An 11,731-nucleotide genomic window follows, 5' to 3' on the forward strand; every position below is an offset into this window, starting at 1 on the left:
CTTCATCGCGCGGCCCCCAGGGTCTGCGCCGCATCCCGCGACGGATCCTGTGCCGGGGCCTGGGCCAGGGATTCGATTATATCTCGAAACAATCGCGCCGGCAGCGTGCCGCCGCGCACATCGGCCATCGGTGTCGCGTCATCATTGCCGAGCCAGACGCCGGCGACCAGCGTGCCGCCGCCCGCACCCGGGGGCGCGGCGATGAAGCCGATGAACCAGGCATCCCGGAAGTCCTGGGTCGTGCCGGTCTTGCCGGCCACCGCCCGCCCGCCGGGGGGCTGCGCGGCGCGGCCGGTGCCGCGCGCCACCACCGCCTCCAGCATCCGGCGCATCTCGCCGGCGTGCTCCGGCGTGGTCACCCGCAGCAGGGTGGGGCGCCCGGCCGGCACCGGCTGGCCATCGGCCCGCGCCGAGACCAGGCCGCGCGGCTCCGGCAGCAGCCCGCCATTGGCGAAGGGTGCGAAGGCCGCCACCAGGTCGAGCAGCGTCACCTCCCCGGTGCCGAGCGCCAGGGTGGCATCGCCCGGGAAGGGGCCGGGCAGGCCGAAACGCTGGGCGGTGGCCATCGCCGCGCGGGCGCCGCCGCCGCGGGCCAGCACGCGCACCGCGGCGGTATTCACCGAATGGGCCAGCGCCTCCTCCAGCGTGATCTCGCCCTGGCTGCGCCAGGCGCCATTGCCGGGGCGCCAGCCGCCCAGGTTGATCGGGCCATCCGCCACCATATCGGCAGGCGAAAGCCCGGCCTCCAGCGCGGTGAGGAAGACGAAGGGCTTGAAGGCGGAGCCCGGCTGCCGGCGCGCCTGGGTGGCGCGGTTGAACTGGCTCTGCCGATAGTCCCGTCCGCCGGCCATGGCGCGGATCAGCCCGGATTCCGCCTGCATCACCACCACCGCGCCCTGGCCGACGCCCGCCCGCGCGCCGGGGCCGGCCAGCAGTGCCTCCAGCCGCTGTTCCACCACCGCCTGGATCCGCAGGTCGAGCGAAGTGCGCAGCACCAGGTCCGCATTGCCGGGGAAGCGGGCGCCGAGGTCGTCCAGCGCCCAATCGGCGAACCACCCCGAATCGCGGGAGGGCCGTGGCGGGATGCGGATGTTCTCTGCCGCCAGCGTCGCCTGGCGCTGGGTCAGGGCGCCGGTCTCCACCATGGCGCCCAGCACTTCCGCGGCACGGCCGGCGGCGGCCTCGGGTGCCGTGCGCGGGTTCAGGCGGGACGGCGCCTTGGGCAGCCCGGCAAGCACCGCCGATTGCCACAGGTTCAGCCGCGTGGCGGGGATGCCGAAATACAGCCGCGCCGCCGCATCCACGCCGAAGGCACCGGCGCCGAGATAGACGCGGTTGAGATAGATCTCGAGCAGCTGGTCCTTGCTGAATTTCCATTCCAGCCACAGCGCCATCACTGCCTCCTGCGCCTTGCGCCGGAAGCTGCGCTCCGGCGTCAGGAACAGGTTCTTGGCCAGCTGCTGCGTCAGGGTGGAGCCGCCCTGGGCGATCTGGCCGGTGGACCAGTTCACCCAGGCGGCGCGGGCGATGCCGATGGGGTCGATGCCAAAGTGCTGGCGGAAGCGGCGATCCTCGATCGCCAGCAGGGCGGCGGGCAGATGCGCCGGCAGGTCGCGCAGCCGCACGATCTCCCCATGCACATCGCCGGAGGTGGCGATGACGGTGCCATTCGCCGCCTCCAGCGTCACGCCGGCGCGGCGGGTCTGGCTGAGCGCCAGGTCGGTGCGCGGCAGATCCCAGACCAGCACGAGCAGCACCGCCGCCATGGCCAGGGCGCCCCAGGTGCCGAGCAGCACCATCCAGCGCAGCCAGCGCCAGGCGGAGCGGCGGGGCGGCGGGCGCGGCGCCGCCCGTGCCGCCGCCACCTGCGCAGGGGCGGGGCGGTGCTTGCGTGGGGCGCGGATCGGCGGGGTGGCGGCGCGGCGAGTCACACCCCCACCCTACAGCATTTTCGGCCCTGCGGCCCGACACCCGGCCGGGGCCCATATGCAACGCCTTTGGCCATGTTAGGAATTTGCAACGAGGCAGCCGTCGAAGGCCCGCTTATCCTGCCTGCCCGAGCCCTCCGAAGGCCCCATCAGGAAGACACGCGCGCATGTCGAAACCCCTTCAGCCACAGCCGCTCGACTTCGCCGCGCTTGCCGCCGTCACCGGCGGGGCGGAGATCCGGGGGACGCAGGGCCATGACCTGCTCCAGGGCGGGGCGGGCTCGGACCGCATCCATGGCGATGCGGGCAACGACACCATCGTGGCGAATGGCGGTTACAACCTCGTCGAGGGCGGCGCCGGCGACGACGTCATCCATGCCGATGGCCCGATGAATGTCGTGATCGGCGGCACCGGCGACGACACCATCGTCACCGGCGCCGGAAACGACCTGATCATCTGGGCGATGGGCGACGGCAACGACGTCATCAGGGGCGCCCAGACCCCCTATGGCGTCCAGGGCAGCGACATGCTGGAGCTGCACCTGCCGCCGGAATACGGGATGGAGCAGGTGCTGGCCGGGCTTCAGCTCGACGATCCCTGGTTCGACCGCGCCGAGCTCGATGGCCGCTTCATCTCGCTGACCGGCAATGCCACGCTGACCATCGGCGGGGAGACGCTGCGCCTGGAAGGCATCACCCGCATCAGCTTCCCCGCCATGGTCTATGGGACCGAGGGCCAGGACACGATCTCCGGCGCCCATACCTCCCAGAGCATCTATGCCGGCGGCGGCGATGACGTGATCTTCGGCAATCGGGGCCATGACTATGTCAGCGCCGGCGATGGCAATGACCGTGTCGTCTGGCAGATCGGCGACGGCCATGAGGATGTGAATGGCGGCCAGGGCACCGATACGCTGCGGCTGGAGGATACCGGCATCCTGGATGCGCAGCAGCTGCTTGCGGCGATCGAGCTGGAGCCCGGTTCCGCCCAGCCGCAGATCCTGCCGGATGGCCGGCTCTCCGTCGCAGGGGTGGTGGGCAGCGTCACCATCCATGGCGAGACGATCAGCTTCCGCAACATGGAGTTCATCGAGCTCGGCGGCTACGAATATGTGGCCGGGCGGCGGAGCTGAGTTCAGCCGCCAAGCCGCTTCTGCAGCAGCACCAGGTCCAGCCAACGGCCGAACTTGCGGCCGACCTCGGGCATCCGGCCCGTCTCGACGAAGCCGGCGCGCAGGTGCAGCGCGATGGAGCCCGCATTGCCGGCCTCCACCGCGCCCACCATCACATGCCGCCCCTGCGCCCGGGCCTGCGCTTCCAGCGCCGCCAGAAGCGCCGCGCCGATGCCCTGGCGATGCGCCGCCGGGTCGACATAGACGGAATGCTCCACCGTGGCGTCGTAGCCGGCGAAGGGGCGGAAGGGGCCGTAGCTGGCGAAGCCGAGCACCGTATCGCCGCGCCGGGCCACCAGCACCGGCAGGCCGGCCGCGCGGCGCGCGGCGAACCAGGCGCCGCGGGTTTCCAGCGTCTCCGGCTGCAGGTGCCAGACGGCGGTGGTCTCGGCGATCGCCTGGTTGATCAGGGCGAGGATGGCGGGCAGGTCGGCCTCGGTGGCCTCGTCGATGGTCATGCATCCTCCAGGATCAGCCCGGCCGCCTTGTGGGCGACGGCCAGCACGGTCGCATTGATGTTGCAGACCGGAATGTCCGGGAAGGCCGAGGCATCCACCACCCGCAGCGCCGCCACGCCGCGCAGCCGCAGGCGCGGGTCGAGCGGGGCGCCGTCCCCGCCCATCCGGACCGTGCCGCAGGGGTGGTAGACGGTGCCGCCCGTCTCGGCGGCGAAGCGGATGAGATCGGCGTCCGACTCCACGCCGGGGCCGGGGCGCACTTCCTCCCGCACGATGCCGGCGAGCGGCGGGGCCGCCATCCAGCGCCGGGCGAGGCGGATGCCGCGGGCGAGGGCGGCGCGGTCCGCCGCCTCCGTCAGGAAGCGGGGCGCGATGACCGGGGCCTGGGCCGGATCGGCCGAGGCGAGGGTGACGCTGCCGCGCGACTGCGGCCGGCATTGCCAGACGCCGATGGTCAGGCCGGGCGCGTCCTCCGGCACGCCGATGCGGCCCTCGGCCCAGGAGAGCGGGCCGCCATTCAGCTGGATATCCGGCGCCTCCAGCCCCGGCTCGGTTTTCGCGAACACGCCGAACATGCCGGGCGACCAGGTCAGCACGCCGTCGCCGCGGGCGAGCCAGCGCACCACCTCCAGCGCCAGGCGCGGCCAGGTGATGCGGCGGTTGGCGGACCAGCGGTGATCGGCCAGGCGCCAGGTGAGCCGCGCGATATAGTGGTCCTGCAGGTTCCGGCCGATGCCGGGGATGTCCCGCTGCACGGCGATGCCCTGGTCCTGCAGATGCTGGGCCGGGCCGAGTCCCGAGAGCATCAGCAGATGCGGGCTGCCGATGGCGCCGGCCGAGAGAATCACCTCGCGCCGCGCCGCGACCATCTGTTCCGCGCCGCCGCGGCGGATGCGGATGCCGGTGGCCCGGCCCTCCGACAGCTCGATGCGTAGCGCCAGCGCCTGGTCGAACAGCGCGACGCCGCGCGCCAAGGCGGGTTTCAGGAAGGCGGTGGCGGCGGAGTGCCGGCGGCGGCCGTTTCGCGTCTGCTGGAAGGTGGAAAAACCCTCCCGCCCCCCTTCGGCCCCTGGGCCGTTCATGTCGCGCGGCGTGGGCAGGCCGATGGCGGCGGCGGCCTCCCGCATCTTCGCCACCAGCGGCGGCAGTTCCGCCAGGTGCTGCACATGCAGCGCGCCGGTGCGGCCGCGATGCGGGCCGTCCTCCTCCGCCCGTTCGTAAGCCGCGAAATGCGGCGCGAGATCGGCCCAGGACCAGCCGGCACAACCCTTCTGGGCCCAGAGGTCGTAATCCGACGGGTCCCCCCAGACATGCCCCAGCCCGTTGATCGAGGAGGACCCGCCCAGCACGCGCCCCCGCGGATAGTCGAGCGCCCGGCTGCCGGTGGCCGAATCCGGGGCGGTGCGAAATCCCCAGGTCAGGGCCTTGTGGGTCAGGATGCGGGCATAGCCGGCGGGGATGTGCAGATAGGGGTGGCGGTCGCGCCCGCCGGCCTCGATGACGGCGACACTTGCGCCCGAGGCGGAAAGCCGGTCCGCCAGCAGGCAGCCCGCGCTGCCGGCGCCGACGATGACGTAGTCGAACGCCGTCACGCCCCGACCCCCCTTGCGGTGCTCACGCACCCACACCCGGCACTGGCCCCACCTCCCGCGCCACCGCCAGCATCGATCGCCGCAGCCAGGCATGGCCGGGATCGGCCTCGAAGCGGCGGTGGAAGATCATCGAAAGCCGCGTATGCTTGAACTCCACCGGGCAGGGCCGCAGCGCCAGGCCGTAGGTTTCCGCCATGCGCTGTGCCAGCCGGGCTGAGAGCGACATCACCATGTCCGTCCGCGCCAGAATCTCCGGCACCGCGCCGAGATGCGCCACCACGGCGCCGAGGCGGCGCGGAAACCCGGCCTCCCGCAGCGGCTCGTCCAGCGCGCCGTCGCGGGATCCGTTCGGCGAATGCAGCAGATGCGGGAAGGCGGTGAAGCGGTCCAGCGTCAGCGGCCCCTCCGCCAGCGGATGCCCGGCGCGGACCAGGGTCAGAAAATTCTCGGGCAATAGCCGGACGCGGGTATAGAGCGCCGGCGGGTCGGGCAGCACGGCCACCGCCAGCTCCGCCTCCCCCTTCGCCAGCAGGTCCAGCGCATTGGTGCGGTCGGCATGGCGCACGGCGAGCAGGGCGTTCGGCGCTTCCTGGTGCATCTGTTCCAGCAGCGGCGGGACCAGCACGCTCTCGGCATATTCGGACAGCGCCACGGTGAAGACGCGGTCCGTCGTCGCCGGGTCGAAGGGGGCGTGGTCGGCGAGCGTGGTGCGCAGCCGGTCCAGCACCTCCGCCACCGGGCCGGCCAGCGACAGGGCCAGGGCCGTGGGCTCCACCCCACCGGGGCGGCGCAGGAACAGCTCGTCATTCAGCGCCGCGCGCAGCCGGGCCAGGGCATTGGAGACGGCGGGCTGCGACAGGTTCAGCTTTTCCGCCGCATGGGTCACATGCCGCTCCCGCGCCACGGCGTCGAAGACGCGGAGCAGGTTCAGGTCGAGGGTCTGCAGGTCAGCCAAGGTCGGGCATCCCGAAGGGTGAGGCGCGCGCATGGGACGGCGCGCGCATCATTTGTGGTGGTGATGATCGCTGTTCCATCCCCGTGTTGGAAGCCGCCAGCCCTGCGGGGCCATAACCCGGCCCACACCGGGGCCGTTGGCGCCCCGCCCGATGGAGACACGGATATGAGCCTCGACGAGCGCACCACCACCCCCTATGCCGCGCTGCTGCTGCGCGTGAGCATGGGTGTCCTGTTCCTGGCCCATGGCCTGCTGCTGAAGATCATGACCTTCGGCTTCGCCGGCACGATGGGCTTCTTCGGCTCCCTCGGCTATCCGCCGGTGCTCGGCGCCGTGGTGGCGGTGGCGGAGACGCTGGCCGGCATCGCGCTGATCCTCGGCGTCTGGGTGCGGCCGGTGAGCCTGCTGCTGCTGCCGATCATGATCGGCGCCACCCTCCAGCACGCCGGCAACCCCTGGATCTTCAGCGCCCCGGGCGGCGGCTGGGAATTCCCGGCCTTCTGGACCGTGCTGCTGCTGGTGCAGGCAGGCCTCGGCGCCGGTGCCTATGCGCTGGATCTGGGCCGCCTGACCGGCCGCGGCGCGGTGGCCGCCCGGGCCTGAACGATCAGGTGCCGGTGGAGCCGAATCCGCCGGCACCGCGCGCCGTTTCCGGCAGCACCGCCACCTCCCGGAACCGGGCGCGGACCACGGGCGCGACCACCGCCTGGGCGATGCGCATACCGCGTTCCACGGTGAAGGGCTCGCTGCCGGCATTCATCATGATCACCTGCAGCTCGCCCCGGTAATCCTCATCCACCGTGCCCGGCGTGTTGGGCATGGTGATGCCGTGCTTCAGCGCCAGGCCGGAGCGCGGCCGCACCTGCAATTCGTGGTCCGGCGGCAGGGCGATGCAGAGGCCGGTCGGCACCAGCGCGCGGCCGCCGGGCGGGATCACCACCGGCGTGGCGACGGCGGCCACCAGGTCCATCCCCGCCGCACCGGGCGTGGCATAGGCGGGCAGGGGCAGGCCCTCGGCATGCGGCAGGCGGGTGACCAGGATCTCGACCATTTATGCCAGTGTCTCCGCAATCCGCGCCGCAAGCCGCCGCGCCACCTCCGCCTTCGGCAGGCGAGGCCAATCCTCCACCCCCGATTCCGTCACCAGATGCACGGCATTCTCCGCGCCGCCCATCACATCGCCCGAGACGTCATTCGCCACGATCCAGTCGCAGCCTTTTCGCAGGCGCTTCTGCTGCGCGTGGGGCACGACGTTTTCGGTTTCGGCGGCAAAACCCACCACCAGGCGCGGGCGCTGCACCTGGCGCTGGGCGATGGTGGCCAGGATGTCCGGGTTCAGCGTCAGCGTGATCTCGGGCGGCGGCGCGCCGGGCACCTTCTTGATCTTTTGCGTGCCGATCTCGGCCGGCCTGAAATCGGCGACGGCTGCGGCGAAGACCGCCGCATCGGCCGGCAGCGCGGCCTCCACCGCCGCCAGCATGTCCCGCGCGCTTTCGATCTTCACCACGGTCACGCCGGCCGGGTCCGGCACCGCGACCGGGCCGCTGACCAGGGTCACCCGCCCGCCGAGCGCCGCCAGCGCCGCGGCGATGGCATGGCCCTGCCGGCCGCTGCTGCGATTGGCGATGTAGCGCACAGGGTCAATGTTTTCGTGCGTTGGCCCGCTGGTCACCACCACATGCCGGCCGGCCAGCGGGCCCTGGTGCAGCAGCGATTCGATGGTCGCCAGGATGGCCGACGGCTCCGCCAGGCGGCCAGGGCCGCTCTCGGGCTCCGCCATCGGCCCTTCCTCCGGCCCCACCACGGCAACGCCGCGCGCGGCCAGGGACTTCATATTCGCGACGGTTGCCGGATGCGCCCACATCGCCGGGTTCATCGCGGGCGCCACCAGCACCGGGGCGCGCGTCGCAAGCAGCACAGTGGAGGCCAGATCATCTGCCAGCCCGGTCGCCATCTTCGCCAGCAGATCGGCCGAGGCCGGCGCCACCACCACTAGGTCCGGCGCGCGGGCCAGGCGGATATGGCCGATCTCGGCCTCCGCCGCCCAGAGGTCGTCATGCACGCGGGCGCCCGAGATTCCGGCCAGCGCCTCCTTCGTCACGAAGCGGGCGCCGCCGGCGGTCAGGATGGGCGTCACGGCATGGCCCGCCTTGCGCGCCAGCCGCACCAGCTCCAGCGCCTTAAAGGCGGCGACGCTGCCGGAGATGATGAGGAGCAGATGGGCCATGCCGGGCAGGCTAGAGCATTTTCAAGCCAGGCGGTATCGCCTGGCGACTCGGAAAATGCGCCAGAACAACAAGCTGGAAGCGATCCGCCGTGCTTCGGCGGATCGCTTCCAGCCCGGGATGGGCTCAGCCTCCACCCCGGGTCACCACGCGCTGCGCCAGGCCGCGCCAGGCGGTCCAGGCGCGATCCGCCTCCGCCCCGCTGCGCCCCGCGGCCAGGCTGGCGGCGTTCAGCGCCGTGCGCGCGGCCTCCCGCTCCGGCCCCGTGCGATCCTCATAGGCGCGGCGGGCGCGGGCCAGCGCGGCCTCATCCGCCGCATGGGCGCGGGCGGCGGTGCGGAAGGTATCGAGGGCGCGGCGAGCGGCGCCGAAATCCTCGACCAGGGCGGCGAGCTCGGCGCGGCCCGGGGCCGTGGCCGGCAGCCTCTCCAGCAGGGTGCGCAGCGCCTCCAGCCGATCGGTGCCACCGGGCAGGCGGGCGATGTCGCGATCGAGCGAGAGGTCGCGCCAGGCGGGCGGCAGCGGCTCCGCCAGCGCGGTGTCCCAGAGCGGGATCTGCTGCGTGGTCTCCCGCTGCCAGGCCCATTCGAGGTTGGTGGGCGAGCCCTCCAGCCGCGCCTCCACGCGCTGGCCGAAATCACCCTCCGCCACCGGGGTGAAGCGCGGCGTCTCGCCGCGGCGCGCCGGCAGGTCCAGCACCAGCGTGCCGCGGGCGGTGCCGGGGTCCACGGCGAGCGTCACCGTATGCACCAGCTGCTGGGTGACCTGCACCGCGCCGCGCCGCAGGGCGACGGCGATGGGAACGGAGGTGCCGCGCTGCGCCACGCTGTACTGCACGCCCTGGTCGCGCGCGAAGGCGAGGATGCGCGATTCGCCCGTCGGCAGGCCGCGCAGCTCCGCATCCCCCAGGAAGCCGCCGGATTCGGCGCCGCCGCTGCCATAGACCGTGGCGAGGCCGCCGGGCAGCGCATGCGGCGTGGTGTTGCGCAGCCGCACCGCCTGCAGCGGATGCCGCCCGCCGAGCCCCTGCACCCACCAGACCCGCTCCGCCGGCAGCCGCGCATCGAGGAAGGGCACATTGGCGGTCTGGCCGGAGCGGATGGTCACCGGATCGGCCAAGGTGAAGGCGACGCGGCCGAGCGAGGCGGCGGCGGTGGCTTCCGCGGCGGCCGGCGCGGCTTCCATGACGGGGGCCGGCGCCGCCATGCGGGCCATGGCGCCCGGCGGGGCAAAGGGGGCCTGGGCCACCGGCGGCGGCGGCGGTACCGGGCGGCCGCCGGTATCGGCGCGCACCTCCACCTGGCCGCTGCCGAGAATCGGCAGTTCGGGCCGCGGCAGCAGCACGGGCGAGTAAAGCGCCTGGCGGAAGGCCGCGGCCTCGCTGGAGACCAGGGACAGGCGGATGCCGTCCCAGTCGGAGCCGGTGTGGTTCTCCACCACCGCCCAGCCCATCAGCCGCGCCTCCCCCGCCGCGCCGAATTCCGGCACGGCCAGGCGCCAGGAGGGTTTCCACAGCGGCGCGCCGGCGACATAGGTCAGCGAGACCTCCCGCCCCGCCGCGGCGCCGGCGCGGAGAGCCACCGAAAGCTGGCGGGTATCGGCGCTGCGCGTCTCGGCCAGGGCCTCCGCCGCGCGGGCCAGGCGGGCGGCGAGCGCCTCATCCAGCAGCCGCACCTCCTGCGCCTCCCGCAATTCGATACTGCGGAGGCCAGTGGCGGAGAGCAGGGTCAGGCGCAGGCCGTCCTTGCTTTCCGAGGCCTCGGCGATGCGGCCCTCCGTCTCCCCCACCGCCACGCGCTGGCCGCGCAGCGCGTTCAGCAGGGTGGCGCGGCTGGCGAAATCCTCGGGCCGGGCGGGCAGCCCCCGAAAAGCCTCGGCGGCCAGGTCCTGGGCGGGCAGGCGCAGGCCCTCCACGCGGCCCGCCGGGTCGGCCACCACCAGGGAGCGCAGGATGTCGTCCACATCGGCCAGCGGCACGCGGAAGGTCAGTGCGGGATCGGCGGCGGCCACCGGCCCCGCCCGCTCGATCTGCGCCAGCCCGGCGGAGGACAGCGTCACGCCGCGCACCGGCAGCTCCGCCGCCTGGGCGGTGAGCGCGGTGGTCGCCAGAAGCAGGGTGGCGAAGGCGCGGCGTGCGGTCATCGGGCGGTCCCCTGGTTTCCGCGCAGGCTGATGCCGAAGCCGGGCAGCTTTGCGGCCGCCCGGCACACGAAGGCGCGAGGAATCGGAGACCGTTGGAGAATACCGGGCGGGTCGGTTCCGCGGCGCTTTTCCGCCCCTGCAGCGTTGGGCGGCTTGCCGATGCAACCAGCATCGGCCGCACCGCCCGCCTTGCAGGAACGAAAAATCACCTGCGGACCCTCAGCCGCCTGCATTCTCCAACGGTCTCTCAGCCGCCCGGCGCGCCCTGGGTGTTCACATAGAGGCTGTAGAGCGAATGCGCCGCCGCCATGAACAGCCGGTTCCGGTGCCGCCCGCCGAAGCACACATTGGCGCAGCGTTCCGGCAGGTCGATGAAGCCGATCGGCGTGCCGGCGGCATCGAACACCTTCACCCCGTCCAGCCCCGGCGCGCCCATGCCCCAGCCGCACCAGAGATTGCCGTCCACATCCACCCGGAAGCCGTCCGGCGTCTCGCCCGGCGCGCATTTCACGAAGACGCGGCGGCGGCTGAGTTTTACGCCATCGCAGTCGAAGGCCAGGATGTTCCGCGGCTCCGACCGGCTCTCGATGACGTAGAGGATCTTTTCGTCGGGGCTGAACGCCAGGCCGTTCGGATGGTCGACATCATCCGCGACCAGCGTGATCTGGCCCGTGGTGCCGTCCACGCGGTAGACGTTGGTGTGCGGCAACTCGGGAGAATGCTTCTCGCCCTCATAGAAACCGCCGATACCGAAGGGCGGGTCGGTGAACCAGATGCTGCCGTCGGACTTCACCACCACGTCGTTCGGGCTGTTCAGCCGCTTGCCCTGGTAATTGTCCGCAATGACGGTGATGGCGCCGTCATACTCGATGCGGATGACGCGCCGGCCGCCATGCTCGCAGGCGACGATGCGGCCCTGGCGGTCGCGCGTATGGCCATTGGCGTTGCCCGACGGCTTGCGGAAGTGGGTGACCTGCCCCGTCTCCTCGTCCCAGCGCAGCACGCGGTTATTGGGAATGTCGGACCACAGCAGGCAGCGTTGGTCACCGAGCCAGACGGGGCCCTCGCCCCAGCGGCTGCCGGTCCAGAGCCGCTCCACCGAGCTCAGCGGCAGGCGCAGCTTGTTGAAGGCCGGGTCCAGGGTCCGGATGGCGGGGTCCGGGTAGCGCAGGCTTTCCTGCCAGGTCATCGCGATCTCCTCCTCGGGCCCGGCGGTCTTGGCGACGGGCATGGTCCTCGTCATGCTGGCGCGATATCGC

The 11,731-nt window shown here is 72.6% G+C and carries 10 protein-coding genes; 2 read left to right on the forward strand and 8 right to left on the reverse strand.

The annotated features are described in order from the left end of the window. Positions 1 to 2: 2 nt before the first annotated feature. Positions 3 to 1,931, reverse strand: coding sequence for a transglycosylase domain-containing protein (locus tag J3S20_RS05405; protein WP_343215161.1), 1,929 nt, complete (start codon positions 1,929 to 1,931; stop codon positions 3 to 5). A gap of 164 nt (positions 1,932 to 2,095) precedes the next feature. Between J3S20_RS05405 and J3S20_RS05410 the strand changes: the two genes are divergently transcribed. Then, positions 2,096 to 3,061 (forward strand): calcium-binding protein, encoded by a 966-nt coding sequence (locus J3S20_RS05410; RefSeq protein WP_216835231.1) that lies wholly within the window; start codon positions 2,096 to 2,098, stop codon positions 3,059 to 3,061. A 2-nt stretch (positions 3,062 to 3,063) separates the two neighbouring features. Here J3S20_RS05410 and J3S20_RS05415 read toward each other — a convergent pair whose 3' ends face one another. From J3S20_RS05415 to J3S20_RS05425, 3 genes are read right to left on the reverse strand one after another with little or no spacing between them, the layout of a single operon-like run. Then, on the reverse strand, positions 3,064 to 3,558 hold the full coding sequence (locus J3S20_RS05415; protein ID WP_216835232.1) for a GNAT family N-acetyltransferase: 495 nt from the start codon (positions 3,556 to 3,558) through the stop codon (positions 3,064 to 3,066). Further along, positions 3,555 to 5,150 (reverse strand): GMC family oxidoreductase, encoded by a 1,596-nt coding sequence (locus tag J3S20_RS05420; RefSeq protein ID WP_216835233.1) that lies wholly within the window; start codon positions 5,148 to 5,150, stop codon positions 3,555 to 3,557. The genes J3S20_RS05415 and J3S20_RS05420 overlap by 4 nt, the downstream gene beginning before the upstream one ends. 22 nt (positions 5,151 to 5,172) lie before the next feature. Further along, positions 5,173 to 6,105, reverse strand: coding sequence for a LysR family transcriptional regulator (locus tag J3S20_RS05425; protein WP_216835234.1), 933 nt, complete (start codon positions 6,103 to 6,105; stop codon positions 5,173 to 5,175). A 165-nt stretch (positions 6,106 to 6,270) separates the two neighbouring features. On the opposite strand from J3S20_RS05425, the gene J3S20_RS05430 reads away from it, so the two are divergent. Continuing rightward, positions 6,271 to 6,708, forward strand: coding sequence for a DoxX family protein (locus J3S20_RS05430; protein ID WP_216835235.1), 438 nt, complete (start codon positions 6,271 to 6,273; stop codon positions 6,706 to 6,708). Positions 6,709 to 6,712: 4 nt separating this feature from the next. On the opposite strand, the gene dut is transcribed toward J3S20_RS05430, so the two are convergent. The 4 genes from dut to J3S20_RS05450 all read right to left on the reverse strand — a co-directional run bounded on the left by dut (position 6,713) and on the right by J3S20_RS05450 (position 11,715). Next, positions 6,713 to 7,156: a dUTP diphosphatase gene (dut, locus tag J3S20_RS05435; RefSeq protein ID WP_216835236.1), complete on the reverse strand. Its 444-nt coding sequence runs from the start codon at positions 7,154 to 7,156 to the stop codon at positions 6,713 to 6,715. Next, the gene (coaBC, locus tag J3S20_RS05440; RefSeq protein WP_216835237.1) at positions 7,157 to 8,332 is read right to left on the reverse strand and encodes a bifunctional phosphopantothenoylcysteine decarboxylase/phosphopantothenate--cysteine ligase CoaBC; all 1,176 of its coding nucleotides are present in this window, start codon (positions 8,330 to 8,332) and stop codon (positions 7,157 to 7,159) included. A gap of 124 nt (positions 8,333 to 8,456) precedes the next feature. After that, positions 8,457 to 10,472 carry a DUF4139 domain-containing protein gene (locus J3S20_RS05445; RefSeq protein ID WP_216835238.1) on the reverse strand — a complete coding sequence of 672 codons (2,016 nt, stop codon included), beginning with the start codon at positions 10,470 to 10,472 and terminating at the stop codon, positions 8,457 to 8,459. A 247-nt stretch (positions 10,473 to 10,719) separates the two neighbouring features. Continuing rightward, entirely contained in the window at positions 10,720 to 11,715 is a 996-nt protein-coding gene (locus J3S20_RS05450) for an SMP-30/gluconolactonase/LRE family protein (RefSeq protein WP_343215162.1), read from the reverse strand. Between the last annotated feature and the right edge of the window lie 16 nt (positions 11,716 to 11,731).

This window comes from Falsiroseomonas tokyonensis, assembly GCF_019024325.1.
GTDB classification, from domain to species: Bacteria; Pseudomonadota; Alphaproteobacteria; order Acetobacterales; family Acetobacteraceae; genus Falsiroseomonas; species Falsiroseomonas tokyonensis.